The sequence below is a fragment of the Shimia gijangensis genome (assembly GCF_900142085.1).
Taxonomy (GTDB): domain Bacteria; phylum Pseudomonadota; class Alphaproteobacteria; order Rhodobacterales; family Rhodobacteraceae; genus Shimia; species Shimia gijangensis.
On the sequence record NZ_FQZQ01000001.1, the window covers coordinates 29,293 to 44,294 of the forward strand.

Here is a 15,002-nt window from a genome sequence, read left to right on the forward strand (position 1 = left end):
GAGCCCCGCAGACCAAGTCTGTGGGGCTTTTCCTTGTCGCAAACACTTGCCTGACAGGCGGTGCTGGATTAGGGCCTAGGGGCAGAGCAGGTCCGAGATGATGGCAAAGAAGAAGACGAAAAAGAAGCAAGAACCAAGCCTCGCTCGGCGGCAATGGTTGCGCGTGCGTCACTGGTTGCGCCGATCATTGATGTGGGCTGTGTCTTTTACCGTTTTGCTAGTGTTGCTCTACGCGGTCATTAACCCGCCGATCACATGGACTATGGTTGGTGAGAAACGCAAGTTAGGTCAGATAGATCGTGAATGGGTGGCAATCGAAGAAGTTGCCCCGGTTTTCCTGCGATCCGTTGTGGCCGCAGAGGATGCCAATTTCTGTCAGCACTGGGGTTTTGATATCAAAGCGATCCGTGCAGCTATGGATGGGGGTGCTACTCGGGGGGCGTCAACAATTAGCCAGCAGACGGTCAAAAATGTCTATCTATGGCAAGGCCGAAGCTGGGCACGTAAGGCACTTGAGGCCTTGATCACTCCAGTCGCCGAAATTGCATGGAGCAAACGGCGAATTCTTGAGATTTACATAAACATTGCCGAGTTTGATGAAGGTGTCTTTGGCGTCGAAGCTGCCGCGCGCCATTATTTTGGAGTTGGGCCAGAGGCGCTGAGCGCGGTTCAGGCCGCCCGGCTTGCGGCTGTTCTTCCTTCACCAAAAAAGCGATCTGCCGCAAAACCATCGGCAAGGGTCCGCCAAAAAGCAGCAGCGATCATGGATGGGGCAGAAACCATCCGCCAAGACGGTCGATCAGCTTGTTTCGAGGATTGAAAAATTTGCGATCTCAGGGCATTGAGGTGGCGTACTCTTATTCTAGCGTGATGTTCAGATGAATCGTCTTTTCCATGTCCCTCTTTCTCCCTTTTGTCGCAAGGTTCGCCTGTCTTTGGCCGAAAAACGGATTGAGGTCGAGTTGGTAGAGGAACGATATTGGGAACAAGATCCTGATTTCCTGCGTCGCAACCCGGCAGCCAAGGTTCCGGTTCTCAAGATGAACGGAAAAATGATGGCCGAAAGCGGTGCCATCTGCGAATACCTTGAAGAAAAGTATCCCGATCCAAGTCTGATGCCGCGGGATGCAGACGGCCGGTACGAAGTGCGCCGCCTTGTGGCGTGGTTTGATGATAAATTCCACCACGAAGTGACATCCAAACTTTTGTATGAGCGTGTGAACAAGAAGGTCACCGGACAGGGGTATCCAGACAGCACCAACGTCAAAGCGGGTGCGCGCGCCATCAAATACCATCTGGATTATATGAACTGGCTTTTGGAGCATCGTCGCTGGTTGGCGGGAGATGTGATGACATTGGCTGATTTCGCGGCGGCCTCGCATCTGTCTGCGCTGGACTATATTTCGGATGTGGACTGGAATCGATCAGAGACCGTCAAGGACTGGTACGCCAAGATAAAATCACGCCCGGCGTTTCGCTCAATTCTGGCGGATCAAATCCCTGGCTTTGTACCGCCGCAACATTATTCAGATCTGGACTTTTGATACTGTGACGCCGATGTCTGAACATGGCTGATGACCTGAAATCAAAACTAGTGGCTGAAGCGCAGGAGATGGGGTTCGATTCGTGCCGCATTTGCCGTCCTGATGCAGTTGGCCATGTACCCGAAGGCCTGTCCGCCTATTTGGCAAAGGGACATCATGGGCAGATGGGATGGCTGGCCGAGCGCACGCATTGGCGCGGAAATCCATCAGTCCTTTGGCCGGAGGCAAAATCAGTGATCATGCTGGGGGAAAGCTATTCTCCTGAGCATGATCCTACGGCAGTTCTTGAGATGCCAGATCGCGCTGCCATTTCGGTTTACGCCCAAAACAAAGACTACCACGAGATTGTCAAAAAGCGGCTCAAACGGTTGGCGCGTTGGTTGATTGCCGAGGTCGGTGATGAAACCCAAGTGAAGGTGTTTGTTGACACGGCGCCGGTTCCGGAAAAGCCACTGGGTCAGGCGGCAGGATTGGGATGGCAAGGCAAACACACCAATCTCGTGAGCAGAGAATTGGGGTCGTGGTTTTTCATTGGATCGGTGTTCACAACGGTAGAATTAGAGACTGATTACGCCGAAATCGATCATTGCGGGTCGTGTCGGGCCTGTCTGGATGCCTGTCCAACAGATGCATTTCCGGCGCCTAATCAGATTGATGCGCGTCGATGCATTTCCTATTTGACGATTGAACATCACGGGCCTGTAGATCTGCAGTTTCGCCCGTTGTTGGGCAATCGTATCTATGGCTGTGATGACTGTCTGGCAGCCTGCCCGTGGAATAAGTTTGCTGTAGAAGCCCGCGAGATGAGGTACCATGCACGCGATGACTTGATGGCTCCAAAACTCAGCAGTTTGGTAGAATTGGACGATGCATCTTTTCGCACGTATTTTTCTGGTAGCCCGATCAAGCGCATCGGGCGCAACAGGTTCATTCGCAATGTGCTTTACGCCATTGGCAACAGTGACGACATTAATTTGCTGCCAAAGGTCCGGGCACTACAGACAGACCCGGATGAAACTGTCGTTGATGCTGCTCATTGGGCGGAAGAGCAGCTAAAACAGGTCGCAAACAGGCAGGTTTAGGGCCGTTTTACGTGGCACTCAGGCTCTCGCGAACAAGGGGAAAATCACATGGCATTGTCACTGGGTGTGGATACTGGTGGAACCTATACAGATGCGGTTCTGATCCGTGACGAAAAGGACGTGATCGCGTCAGCCAAAGCGCTGACCACACGACATGATCTGGCCGAGGGGATCGGCGGCGCGGTCAGCGCGGTTCTGGAGCAGGCCTCGGTTGATCCTGGCGATATTGCACTTGCATCCTTGTCGACGACTCTGGCCACCAATGCCTTGGTCGAAGGGCAAGGCGGTCGTGTCGCGCTCATTCTGATTGGGTTTCGTGATGGTGATCTGGGCCGGCATGGTCTGACCGGCGCTTTGGCTGGTGACCCAGCTTTGTTGCTGGCAGGTGGTCACAATCACGCAGGTGATCAGAAGCAGCCGCTGGATGAGGACGGATTGCGCGAATGGCTGAAAGAGCATGGCCGCGAAGTATCTGGTTATGCCGTTGCAGCGCAGTTTGCCACGCGAAACCCGGCGCATGAGCAGCGCGTGTCAGCTATGGTACAGGAAATGACGGGCCGGCCAGTCAGCTGTTCACATCACCTATCATCCAAGCTGAATGGCCCAAAGCGGGCGATGACGGCCGTGTTGAATGCACGGTTGATCGGCATGATTGATCGTCTGATCAATCGCGCCGAAGAACGTTTGAACGAATTGGGCGTCACCGCCCCTTTGATGGTGGTGCGTGGGGACGGCGCATTGATTTCGGCCGAATTTGCCCGTGAACGGCCCATTGAAACGATCCTAAGTGGCCCTGCCGCGTCCATTGTTGGCGCCCGGTGGATGACTGGTGCGCAGGAAGCTTTGGTCAGCGATATTGGTGGGACCACGACCGATGTTGCCGTCCTGCGAGACGGACGCCCAAGTATTGATCCAGACGGCGCGAGGGTAGGGCCCTATCGCACCATGGTCGAAGCGGTTGCAATGCGCACCTCAGGTCTGGGTGGTGACAGCGAGGTGCATTTCCTTGGTGAAGGCCTGAAAGGTGGTGTCTCGCTGGGGCCCCGACGCCTATTGCCGGTTTCGCTGATCGCATTAGAGGCCCCTGATGTCGTGCACGCTGCACTGGATGAACAACTGCGCAACGCCGCGCCGGGTGAGCACGACGGCCGCTTTGTGCGAACCCTTGCTGGTATTCCGCGCGAGGGGCTAGAGCTGCGTGAGGAGACACTGCTCGCTCGGATAGCGGATCAGGTCCAACCATTGGCTAAAGTGCTTCGAAACCGGATAGAGATGAAGGCGCTACGTCGTTTGGTTGAGCGCGGGATTGTGCAGATTGCCGGGGTCACTCCTTCGGATGCCAGCCATGTATTGGGCAACCTTTCGTCCTGGGATCGCGAGGCTGCTGAAAAGGCGATTGCTCTGTTTGGTCGCCGCCGAACCGGAAGCGGCAACATGCTTGCTCCGAACCCCGCGGACATGGCGGAAATAATCGTTAAGCAACTTACCGATCAGACCGTATTGGCTCTATTAGAGACTGCTTTTTCGGAAGAGGTCGACGTATTCGGCCTTCCCGCAGAACAGTTGGCGCGGCATGTTCTGATAAAACGGGGTTTGGACGGGCATCGTGGGTTGCTCCGTCTTGATGCCGGACTGAACCGTCCCGTTATTGGGCTGGGCGCTTCGGCTTCGACCTATTATCCAGCCGTCGGCGAGCGTCTCGGCTGTCAGATGGAATTACCCACCCATGCCGGTGTGGCCAACGCTATTGGTGCAGTTGTCGGACGGGTGACAATTCGGCGCTCGGGAGAAGTGAGCGCGCCTGCTGAAGGCCGTTACCGTGTGCATCTGGAAAGCGGGCCACTGGATTTCACGGATTGCGAAGAAGCTTTGGGTGCGTTGGAGAAACACCTGTCCGAAACAGCGCAGAAAGAGGCGATTGCAGCCGGGGCAGAAGGTATCCGTGTCACCGTAACACGCGATATCCGCACCGCCCCAGCAGAAGGCCGTGAGATATTTATCCAAGGCCTGCTGAGTGTCGAAGCATCGGGGCGACCCCGAATTGCGGCGGATTAGTCTCTATTTTTGCCGTGGGAGCACCCAATCAGGACGGGCAAAGTGACAGGTATACCCGCCGCGATTTTTCTCCAGATAATCCTGGTGGTGCTCTTCGGCTGTCCAGAAGGCACCGACAGGTTCAACCTCGGTCACAACTTTGCCCGGCCATAGACCTGATGCGTCGACATCCGCAATCGTATTCAGGGCTTCGTTCTTTTGAGTTTCATCGGTGTAGTAAATAGCAGACCGATAGGCTGTTCCCAGATCATTGCCCTGACGGTTGGGGGTGGTTGGGTCATGAATCTGAAAGAAAAATTCGAGCAGCTTACGAAAGCTGATTTTCGCGGGATCATATATGATTTCGATCCCTTCCGCATGGGTACCATGGTCGCGGTAGGTGGCGTTATCTACATTACCTCCGGTATAGCCAACCTGCGTTGAAATCACGCCGTCCATTTTGCGGATCAGGTCCTGCATGCCCCAAAAACACCCGCCTGCGAGTACCGCACGTTCGCTCATGTCACGTCCTCCACTTGATCCAGATAAGCCCCATAGCCTTCGTCTTGCATGTCAGTGCGATGAATAAATCGCAAGCTGGCTGAATTGATACAATACCGAAGTCCGCCTTGATCTGCCGGGCCGTCAGTGAACACATGGCCCAGATGACTGTCACCATGTGTTGACCTCACTTCGGTTCGCACCATTCCATGTGTAGTGTCTTGCAACTCGGCCACGTGGGCAGGCTCGATTGGTTTGGTGAAGCTGGGCCATCCACAACCGGATTCATACTTGTCCGAACTGGCAAACAGGGGCTCCCCTGACACAACATCAACGTAGATGCCGGGTTCCTTATTGTTCAACAACCGGCCTGATCCGGGTCGCTCTGTCCCGCTTTCCTGCGTCACCCAGAACTGCTCGTCCGTCAGCGCGGCAATGGCGTCTGGATTTTTTGAATAGGATGTCATGCGCGTTTCCCCTTTTGTCTAAGTCTTACACTAGATGGGGTACGCGCACGAGTTTCAAAGCATTATTTCAAACAGCTTTCAAAGGCGTGATAAGGCCGTGCGAATTGCAGCAAATACACTAATTTCACTTTTCGGAAATGCTTTGCGAACCGGAGCTAGGCCCCGGCCTTTCTGTTTGACTAGGACATAGCCGCCTTCAACGCCGTATCCATCAACGCCTTGATGTCGCCCCTTGAGGTGCCGGCCACAATACGCCCCAACTCATCTTCACCTTTTAGGACAACCAGCGTTGAGCGGCGCGGGATGTTCAGGAACATTGTCAGAGCATCTTTTGAGTAAGTGTCCCAGTCGACATTCACAAACACGATGTTCTTTTCGTAATCAGGGTTCTCGCCTTTCAGGGCATTGATGACGCGCTCTTGGGCCGCACAGGTGCTGCACCAATCGGCTTTAAAGTCCAGAAAGACGGTATCACCCGCATCCAGATGCTTTTGTACAAGGCCGGGTTTATAATCCATTGCGGCAAAAGCCAGGCTGGGAAAGGTCGATGCAGCGGCGGAAAAAAACAGGAAATCGCGACGGTTCATAAGAAGTTCTCCAGAGGTTAAACAGATACGGAAAGATCAAGAAGCCAGCCGGGCATGAGGGAAATCAACCAGGCTTCAATCATGTGGTGAATGTTGAAAAATAGCATCAGGCCGACTGCGACAAAGACAATTCCCATCACGGGTCGTGCCGAAGCCGCAATACGGCGCATCAAAGCCTGATGTTTCATCAGGGCTGAGCGCGCGCCATGGCCAAGCGCCAGAATGATGGTCGACACGCCCAAGGCGAAAAAGATCATGATGGCAGCCGCCCAGCCCAGACTTTTGCCCTGACTGGCCAGCGAGATTGCCCCGCCCAGCGTTGGGCCAACGCAAGGGCTCCAAACTGCCCCAAGCAGGATGCCACCCAGAAACTGGCCACGCAAAGTGTTGCGGTCAATTTGGTCCATGCCTGCATCCGCGCTTGCGGCTACCCCGGCGGTGGCTGTGGAAAAGGCGGCAGAAAAACGGGGAACCAGCAGGATCAGACCAAAGCCAATCATCAACACCGCGCCGCCGCGAGCAATGTCTTCTTCGCGCAGGCCAACTGCATATCCAAAAGTCGTCACCGCCACCCCAAGCAGCACAAACGACAGGCTCATCCCCGCGGCAAGCGCGAGAGGGCCATGGCGGCTGGCTTGTAATGCGGTCGCCAAAACAATCGGCAACACCGGCAAAACGCAGGGATTAATCAAGGTCAGCAGACCGGCAGTATACGCAAACAAAAGCTCCATGCTTCTTATCTGCCGCGTTTTACATGTGATGTCAGCACTACGGCGTCTGACAAACGATCACTTGGGCGTGTGGGTTTGTTTCGAAAGCTGCACGGCCAGAATACCGATCGTGATGATCGCAACCCCTACGATATCAAGCCAGCCAAGAGTTTCCCCCAGCAGTATTGCCGCAATCGCGACACCAAAAAATGGGTTGAGAAAATGAAATGTGGCGGCGCGAACCGCCCCTATTCGATTGACCAATGCGAACCAAACCCAAGTGGCCAGCAGACCCGGTGCCAAGATGGTATAGGTTAGCGCGCTGAGCATGCGGGGATTCCAGTTGAATTCCCAGGTTTCCAGTACCAACGAAGCCACAAACAAAACGGCGGCACCAACGAACATCTGAAGTCCCACAACCATCATCAGATTGCCGCCAGATGATGCGCCGCGCATGGCCAGGGTGGCAATCGTCAGCGCTGCGGCGGCCACAAAGCACAAGCCCATCCCGAACATGTCCACGCCGGCGCCAATCCGTGAACTCATGATGACAGCGACACCGGTAAACCCCAAAGCCAACCCAAGGGATGCCATCGGGGACAGCCGTTCGCGCAAGACGGCCCAACCCGCGAACGCCACCATCAGCGGCATGGTCGAGGCAATAATTGAGGCAACCGAGGCTTCGACGGTGGTCATAGCCATAAAGTTGAGACCCAGATACAGCCCATTCTGACACAGTCCAAAGACAAGAATCGTCCGCCACTGATCCCGGTTCAGGTGCCAGGATTGGCCCAACGATCGGGCAATTAGAACTCCGAGAACACCCGAAATAGCGAACCGGATTGCAGAGATCGCAAGCGGTGGTGCGTCCGCCACGATGATCCGCGCCGAGGTAAAGGCCGATGACCAGATCAAGGCAAATAAAAGGCCCATGCCCAACGCGCGGAAATCCATTTACCTTGCCTCACATGTTAACCTTTGGGCGGATGTAACCGCATTCACTGGACCTGCGCAACGGCTCTGCCCTGAGATAATGCTTGCGAAGATGATCGTGGCCGTGCACAGCGGATTCCATGAGAGCAGACGGTTTCCTTAGACAGAATGCGCCATTTTTGGCCGCCGGAGCGTTACTGACGTTCATGTCTGGTTTTGGGCAGACGTTTTTTATCTCGATCTTCGCCGGAGAAATCCGTGGAACCTTTGGCCTAAGTCACGGCGAGTGGGGCGGAATCTATATGCTTGGCACCACGGCTTCGGCGGTGGTGATGGTTTGGGCCGGCGCGCTGACAGATAAAATGCGGGTCAAAGTTTTGGGGCCTGTGATCCTGTTAGGACTGGCCTGCGCTTGTGTGGCGATGGCGACGAACCGATGGGTTTGGGCCTTGCCGGTGGTGATATTTGCCTTGCGGTTTTTTGGGCAAGGCATGAGCAGTCACATTGCCGTTGTGGCTATGGCGCGCTGGTTTGTGGCCACGCGGGGCCGGGCCTTGTCGATCGCCTCGCTTGGGTTTTCGGTTGGCGAGGCGGTCCTTCCGCTTTTGTTTGTGGCCTTGATGACAATGATCGACTGGCGGTTCCTGTGGGTTGCTGCGGCAATGATCAGCATTATGGGTATTCCCATTCTGGGCTGGTTATTGGGTAAAGAGCGCACCCCCGGAGCCTTGGCCGCAATCAACAGTAGCCTTGGCATGCAGGGCAAACACTGGAAGCGCAAAGAGGCGTTGATGCACCCGTTGTTCTGGGTGTTGGTGCCGTCGATTCTTGGACAATCGGCCTTTAACACGGCGTTCTTTTTTCACCAGGTCCATTTCGCCGATGTCAAAGGTTGGAACCATGTCTATCTAGTGTCCTTTTTCCCGGCCTACACACTGATCTCAATCGGAGCGCTGATGCTGGCGGGCTGGGCGTTGGACAAATATGGCACCGCGCGGTTGATGCCCTTTTATCAGGTGCCGATGATTGTGGCCTTCCTGATTTTTGCGGGCGGCAGCAGCGCGTATAGTTTGTTCCTGGGGTTGTTTTTTCTCGGGTTGTCCGCGGGTGCTAATGCCACCTTGCCCAGCGCGTTCTGGGCGGATTTTTACGGTACCGCGCACATCGGCGCGATAAAGGCCATGGCGACAGCAGTTATGGTGTTCGGCTCAGCAATTGGACCGGGCTTGACCGGTGTCCTGATCGATCTCGGGTTTGGTATTGAAGGACAGTATGTGGCGATCGGATTATTCTTTGTTGCGACCACCGGCTTGTTGCTCTGGGGGATTCGCAGGTCGGCGCAGGATCTTCCTCCTCCTATAACTTCTGAAGTCAGAGCAAGGATCTGATATGCAGGGCATTCAAGGGCAGATCACCTGGGTCTACACACATGACTTGGAAACCAGTGCTGGATTCTACCGTGATATGCTTAGACTACCGGTGTCTCGTGATGCTGGTACGGCGGTGATTTTTGAAACAACTCCTAATGCCTTTGTTGGGGTCTGCGAAGTTTTCGGAGATCGAACAGTTGAGCCCGAGGGCGGCATGATCACCTTTCTTGTCGACACCAAAGATCAGGTTGATGATCGGTTTGCCCAACTAAAAGCGCGGGGAGTGGCTCTGGGAAAGGCACCTCAAGAACTCGACCAATTTGGCATCTACAGTTTCTTTTGTACCGATCCCAATGGATATGTGATCGAAATTCAGACCTTCCTGAAATGAAAAAGGGCCGCCATCTGGCGACCCTTTCAACGTGTCTTGAAAAAAGACTTAGCCGTTTACGCTATCTTTCAGCGCTTTGGCGATGGTCATTTTGACCACTTTGTCGGCGTCTTTTTTGATTTGCTCACCGGTGGCAGGGTTGCGAACCATACGCTCAGGGCGCTCGCGGCAATAAATTTTGCCAACGCCCGGCAGAGTTACGGCGCCACCGGCCGAAACTTCGCGGGTGATCAAAGCACATACGGCTTCCAAAGCTGCGCCTGCAGATTTCTTGTCTGTGCCCATATCTTCGGCCAGTGCAGCAACGAGTTGGGTCTTGGTCATCGGTTTTGCCATTTCAGGTCTCCATTAGTCTGCCCGATTTGTAGGGCCTCGTGCGGGGCATTTAACGGGATATAGTGGTCGAACACAACGAATTGTGGTGTTGAAACCCTTATTTTTTGCGGTTTTCTTTCGATTTTTGACCAAATAGTGCATTTCAGAATGCTCATTTGCGGAAGATGAGCAAAAACCTGCCGAAATGCCGCAAAACTGTGGGTTTCCTGAGTAAATCCCCTAAAAGCGCCTTTTCCAAGCCTTCCCTAAAGGAAAGCGGTTTCATCAAAGCTTCGCAGCTTCCGTGAGTGCAGTCTTTCCAGGGGCATTTCACGAAGGGTTTCCATGGCGCGAATTCCGATCATCAGGTGACGTGCCACCTGTGTTTGGTAAAAGTCCGACGCCATTCCGGGCAGCTTTAATTCCCCATGAAGCGGTTTGTCCGATACACATAAAAGCGTTCCATAGGGCACCCTGAACCGAAACCCATTAGCTGCAATCGTGGCACTTTCCATATCAAGCGCAATTGCACGCGATTGGCTCAGGCGCTGGACAGGACCGGACTGATCACGCAGTTCCCAGTTGCGATTGTCGATTGTGGCCACCGTGCCGGTTCGCATCACGCGTTTCAGATCATATCCCTTGAGGTCAGTGACATCGGCCACCGCCTGTTCCAGCGCAATCTGCACTTCGGCCAGTGCCGGGATCGGTACCCAGACGGGCAAATCATCATCCAGAACGTGGTCTTCGCGCAAATAGGCATGTGCCAGGACAAAATCGCCAAGGCTTTGCGAATTGCGCAGGCCCGCGCAGTGCCCCACCATCACCCAGGCATGTGGGCGCAGCACCGCGATGTGATCCGTGGCCGTTTTAGCGTTCGAAGGGCCAACGCCGATGTTCACCAGTGTGATACCGGATCCATCTGGTCGCTTAAGATGGTAAGTCGGCATTTGCGGTTGTTTTGCCACAGTAGGAATCGGTGTATCCCCATCAGTAATCTCGCAATTGCCGGTGCTGACAAACGAAGAATACCCACTGGCAGGATCGTTCAGTTGCTGGCGCGCAAAGGCTTCAAACTCTGAGACATAGAATTGATAGTTGGTAAACAGTACGTGGTTTTGGAAATGCTCGGCGTCCGTGGCGGTATAGTGACTTAGCCGGGCCAAAGAATAGTCGACGCGCTGGGCGGTAAATGGAGCCAGCGGGGCGCTGCCATCTTCTGGCACAAAGGTTCCGTTAACGATGTCATCATTGGTTGTCGACAAGACCGGAACGTCAAACACATCGCGTAGAGTGAATGCTGTGGCGCCTTCTTGCGGGACCGTCAGGTTGGTATCTCCTGACACCGCAAAATGCACCGGAATTGGCGTTGTCGACGGGCCGATCATCACCGGTGCACTGTGGTTACAAATCAGCAAATCTATCTGTTGCTCCAAATAGTTTCGGAACAGATCAGGGCGAGTGATTGTGGCCACATGGGTGCCGGGTTCAGCCACGTGGCCAAAGCTCAGTCGCGAGTCGACCTGGGCAAAACTGGTCGTGGTAATACGAATCTCGGGATAAAAAGCACGAAAGCGTTTCGCTTTGGGGCCGCTCTCCAGAACCAGGCGAAACTTTTCACACAAGAAATCTGTTGCTGCATTATAAAGCTGCTCCAGACGATCCACAGCAGCCTTGGGATCTGTGAAGGCCTCGGCATGGGGCACAGTTGGGGTAATGATGCGATTGTCGGTGTGAGGTGTCATTGCGAAGTCTCCAACAGGTCGATGCGTTCGAACTTGCGGACATCCACCAGCCCAAGGTCTGAAATGCGTAGTTCAGGAATCACCACAAGAGCCAACAAAGAATGCTGCATGTAGGCATTGTTGAGGGTGCAACCACAGGTCTCCATTGCGTCCACCATCGCTTGCGCTTTGTCGGCAACATCGGTGGCTGGACTGTCGGACATCAGGCCCGCAATTGGCAGCTCGACCAAGGCGATTTCTTTGCCGTCCTGAAATACAGTGACACCACCGCCAACTTCACCCAACCGATTGGAGGCTAACGCCATATCTTCGCGGCTTGTTCCAATCACAATCATATGATGGCTGTCATGGGCTACTGTACTGGCCATCGCCATATTGCCCTTGTAACCGAACCCCGAAACAAACCCATTGGTCACATTACCGGTTGCGCGATGCCGTTCCACTAGCGCGATTTGGGCAACATCAGCCTCTATATTGCCCTCAACGACCCCATTGCGCACAGTTAGATCCGCCTTCAGGGCCTTTGTCGGCGCCTGATTTTCTACCACACCAATCACGTTGGCCGTGACTGTGTTGGCGCCCTCGGGTGCTGCAATCTCAAAGTGCTTTGCATCCAGCGTCTTGCCCATATGGACAGTGTTTCGAGCGTGATCTGGCCAGTTGTAGTGTGGACAGTCTACAAGACATGCGCCGCCGTTTGCGATGGTCACGCCACGTGCAATCACGTGTTCGATGGGCAGGGTTGTCAGATCACTGGTCAGGATCACGTCCGCGCGCCGTCCCGGTGTAATAGAGCCGATATCCCGCTCAAGACCAAAGTGGCAGGCAGTGTTCAATGTCGCCATTTGTAGGGCCACTACCGGATCGCAACCGCAGGCAATGGCATGGCGCACCACACGGTTCATATGGCCTTCGTGCACCAGAGTGCCGGAATGGCTGTCGTCAGTGCAGAGAATGAAGCTGCGCGGATCCAGCCCCTTTTCCGTCACAGCGGAAATCTGCGTTTCCACATCATACCAGGCCGAGCCCAGCCGCATCATTGACCGCATGCCCTGACGCACCCGCGCTATCGCGTCCGCCTCGCATGTGCCTTCGTGATCATCCGCCGGACCACCGGCCACATAGGCCGCAAAGTTGGGTCCAAGATCAGGGGATGCATAATGCCCACCAACGGTTTTGCCGGCATTTTGCGTGGCGGCAATTTCTGCCAGCATTTGTGGGTCAGCACTGATCACACCGGGAAAATTCATCATTTCCCCAAGGCCGATGATACCGGGCCATGTCATGGCTTCGGCAACATCTTCGGCTGAAATCTCAAAGCCAGTTGTTTCTAATCCCGGGGCCGAGGGTGCACAGGACGGCATTTGCGTGAAAATATTCACGGGTTGCATCAAGGCTTCGTCATGCATCATGCGCACGCCCTCAAGCCCAAGGACATTGGCAATTTCATGCGGATCGGTGAACATCGACGTGGTGCCATGCGGGATCACGGCGCGGGCGAACTCTGCCGGAGTCAACATGCCGCTTTCGATATGCATATGGGCATCGCAGAGCCCGGGGATCATAAAGCGGCCATTTGCTTCGATAATCTCAGTGTCCGGGCCGGTGCAATGGCTGGCATCCAATCCGACATAGGCAATCCGACCTTCGGCGATGGCGATGTCATGATCCGGCAGGATCTCACGCGTGTGCACATTGACCCATTGGCCTTTGCGGATCACGAGGTCAGCGGGTGCGCGACCTGCGGCCACAGCGACGAGACGGGGGGCACATTCGGCCCAGGTTTTGAATGTGGTTTGCTCCATAGCGCACGTTGACATGTGCAAGGGCGGGGATCAAGCTCGGGGTCGTGAAGGTTTTGTGAAAGGGGCCGGCGATGGATTTTGAGACGGTTGGAGCCGAAGAGTTCGGGGCCTCATTGCGGGGGATCGGGCTGAACCTGCTGGTGCGCGATGTGCAAGCGATGTGTGTCATGCTGGAGGCTGTGTTTGGCATGAAGCCGCATCAGGTCACCGCAGATTTTGCCATCGTGACATATGGTGATCAGGTGTTTCAGCTGCACAGTGATGGCACCTATCACTCCAACCCGTTGCTGGGGTTGCTCCCCGAAGCCGGGGCACGTGGCGCGGGTATAGAAATCCGTCTTTATGATAGTGATCCGGAGGCAGCGGTTGCGCGGGCCGACGCGGCCGGTATGCATGTGTTGCAGGCGCCGGCGGACAAGCCTCATGGTTTGCGCGAGGCGTATTTGTTGTGCCCCAACGGTTATGCCTGGGTGCCTTCGAGGCCATTGTAGGGCTTGGTTTGCTAAACTAAAAAAGGGACGCTGCCCCTCCCTGCCCGGGTAGGCCGGTTCACCCCGGAGTATTTGTGAAAAGGTGAAGCCCAGGGGGTAGGTTGTCTTCGGCGGCGATTTCCCCGATCAGCCAGTCTGAAAAAGCATGGGCCGCAGGAATGTCGCGGGCATGGGGGGCGATCATCAGATAGTAGGCTTCCTGCATGGCGACGCGATGCTCAAAGGGGGCAACCAGTTTTCCATCTGCAATGAGGCCGGATGCAATGGTATCGTGGGCCAGTGCCACGCCACCGCCTGCTGCCGCCACGGCCATGCTAACGGAATAAGTTGTGCAATAGGTGACATGTGGGTTTGGCCAGTCCAGCGCCTGATCCTCGGCCCAGGAGGGCCAGTTGCACATCAGCTTGGCACAATCATAGAGCGGATGGGTCGCAAGATCGTCAAGGCCCACCGAGTAACCGGGCGCGGTGACCGGATAGTAATGATCCTGCCGGATCAGGCGCGCCTCGAGATCAGGTGGCGGGCTGAGCGTGTAGCGGATTTCGATATCAGCGCCTTCGGCCATGTCGCGCGGCTCCCACAACTCTGTGCGGATATTCAGCCGGACGTCCGGGTAGAGCGCGTGAAAGCGACCCAGGCGCGGCGCCAGCCAGTGAATGGCAAAGGTGATGTTGCTTTGGATTTGCAACACCTGCGACTGCGGCCCCAACATGGCACGGGTGCCGCGCAGAAGCGTACGAAACGCTTCGCGCACCACGGGCAGGTACAATAGCCCGGTTGATGTGAGTTCAAGCGAACGCGGGCGACGGTGAAACAGCGGCGTGCCCAGATGCCCTTCCAGCGATTTGATCTGCTGGCTGACGGCGCTTTGGGTCATGTGCAGCTCGGCGGCGGCATCGGTAAACGACAAGTGCCGCGCTGCGGCCTCAAAAGCACGCAACCAGTTCAGCGGAGGCAGGGCATTCTGCATATGCATAATCCACGCATTAGTTTTACTTATGAGATACCTGTGTTTTTTTCGTTGGTA

Annotated in this window: 16 protein-coding genes; 7 read left to right on the forward strand and 9 right to left on the reverse strand. The window is 55.2% G+C overall.

Going from position 1 to position 15,002, the window contains the following annotated elements:
* The first annotated feature begins 97 nt into the window (after positions 1-97).
* From mtgA to BUC32_RS00125, 4 genes are read left to right on the forward strand one after another with little or no spacing between them, the layout of a single operon-like run.
* Positions 98-820: a monofunctional biosynthetic peptidoglycan transglycosylase gene (gene mtgA, locus BUC32_RS00110; protein WP_083599180.1), complete on the forward strand. Its 723-nt coding sequence runs from the start codon at positions 98-100 to the stop codon at positions 818-820.
* A gap of 58 nt (positions 821-878) precedes the next feature.
* Positions 879-1,544, forward strand: a complete 666-nt coding sequence (gene fzlA, locus BUC32_RS00115) for an FtsZ-binding protein FzlA (protein ID WP_073248162.1) — start codon at positions 879-881, stop codon at positions 1,542-1,544.
* Positions 1,545-1,567: 23 nt separating this feature from the next.
* Positions 1,568-2,626, forward strand: coding sequence for a tRNA epoxyqueuosine(34) reductase QueG (gene queG, locus BUC32_RS00120; RefSeq protein ID WP_073248164.1), 1,059 nt, complete (start codon positions 1,568-1,570; stop codon positions 2,624-2,626).
* Positions 2,627-2,674: 48 nt separating this feature from the next.
* Positions 2,675-4,681 (forward strand): hydantoinase/oxoprolinase N-terminal domain-containing protein, encoded by a 2,007-nt coding sequence (locus tag BUC32_RS00125; protein WP_073248166.1) that lies wholly within the window; start codon positions 2,675-2,677, stop codon positions 4,679-4,681.
* Between the two features lie 3 nt (positions 4,682-4,684).
* On the opposite strand, the gene msrA is transcribed toward BUC32_RS00125, so the two are convergent.
* The 5 genes from msrA to BUC32_RS00150 form a co-directional block, all read right to left on the reverse strand.
* Positions 4,685-5,182, reverse strand: a complete 498-nt coding sequence (gene msrA / locus BUC32_RS00130) for a peptide-methionine (S)-S-oxide reductase MsrA (protein WP_073248168.1) — start codon at positions 5,180-5,182, stop codon at positions 4,685-4,687.
* Positions 5,179-5,628 (reverse strand): peptide-methionine (R)-S-oxide reductase MsrB, encoded by a 450-nt coding sequence (gene msrB, locus BUC32_RS00135; protein WP_073248170.1) that lies wholly within the window; start codon positions 5,626-5,628, stop codon positions 5,179-5,181. The genes msrA and msrB overlap by 4 nt, the downstream gene beginning before the upstream one ends.
* Positions 5,629-5,807: 179 nt before the next feature.
* Entirely contained in the window at positions 5,808-6,215 is a 408-nt protein-coding gene (locus BUC32_RS00140) for a thioredoxin family protein (protein WP_073248172.1), read from the reverse strand.
* A gap of 17 nt (positions 6,216-6,232) precedes the next feature.
* Positions 6,233-6,946 carry a cytochrome c biogenesis CcdA family protein gene (locus tag BUC32_RS00145; protein ID WP_073248174.1) on the reverse strand — a complete coding sequence of 238 codons (714 nt, stop codon included), beginning with the start codon at positions 6,944-6,946 and terminating at the stop codon, positions 6,233-6,235.
* 57 nt (positions 6,947-7,003) lie between these two features.
* Positions 7,004-7,879 carry a DMT family transporter gene (locus tag BUC32_RS00150; protein WP_073248176.1) on the reverse strand — a complete coding sequence of 292 codons (876 nt, stop codon included), beginning with the start codon at positions 7,877-7,879 and terminating at the stop codon, positions 7,004-7,006.
* A gap of 119 nt (positions 7,880-7,998) precedes the next feature.
* On the opposite strand from BUC32_RS00150, the gene BUC32_RS00155 reads away from it, so the two are divergent.
* A complete protein-coding gene (locus BUC32_RS00155; protein ID WP_073248178.1) occupies positions 7,999-9,246 on the forward strand; it encodes an MFS transporter in 1,248 nt (415 codons plus the stop codon).
* 1 nt (position 9,247) lies between these two features.
* Positions 9,248-9,619, forward strand: coding sequence for a VOC family protein (locus tag BUC32_RS00160; protein ID WP_073248180.1), 372 nt, complete (start codon positions 9,248-9,250; stop codon positions 9,617-9,619).
* 48 nt (positions 9,620-9,667) lie between these two features.
* Here BUC32_RS00160 and BUC32_RS00165 read toward each other — a convergent pair whose 3' ends face one another.
* From BUC32_RS00165 to ade, 3 genes are all read right to left on the reverse strand, one after another.
* On the reverse strand, positions 9,668-9,955 hold the full coding sequence (locus BUC32_RS00165) for an HU family DNA-binding protein (RefSeq protein WP_073248182.1): 288 nt from the start codon (positions 9,953-9,955) through the stop codon (positions 9,668-9,670).
* Positions 9,956-10,200: 245 nt separating this feature from the next.
* A complete protein-coding gene (locus BUC32_RS00170; protein ID WP_073248184.1) occupies positions 10,201-11,679 on the reverse strand; it encodes an AMP nucleosidase in 1,479 nt (492 codons plus the stop codon).
* On the reverse strand, positions 11,676-13,484 hold the full coding sequence (ade, locus tag BUC32_RS00175) for an adenine deaminase (RefSeq protein WP_073248186.1): 1,809 nt from the start codon (positions 13,482-13,484) through the stop codon (positions 11,676-11,678). Before ade ends, BUC32_RS00170 begins: the two co-directional genes overlap by 4 nt.
* 71 nt (positions 13,485-13,555) lie before the next feature.
* Between ade and BUC32_RS00180 the strand changes: the two genes are divergently transcribed.
* On the forward strand, positions 13,556-13,975 hold the full coding sequence (locus tag BUC32_RS00180) for a VOC family protein (protein ID WP_073248189.1): 420 nt from the start codon (positions 13,556-13,558) through the stop codon (positions 13,973-13,975).
* A gap of 58 nt (positions 13,976-14,033) precedes the next feature.
* Here the strand turns inward: BUC32_RS00180 and BUC32_RS00185 are convergent, their stop codons facing one another.
* A complete protein-coding gene (locus BUC32_RS00185) occupies positions 14,034-14,945 on the reverse strand; it encodes a LysR substrate-binding domain-containing protein (protein ID WP_073248191.1) in 912 nt (303 codons plus the stop codon).
* Positions 14,946-15,002 lie beyond the last annotated feature (57 nt).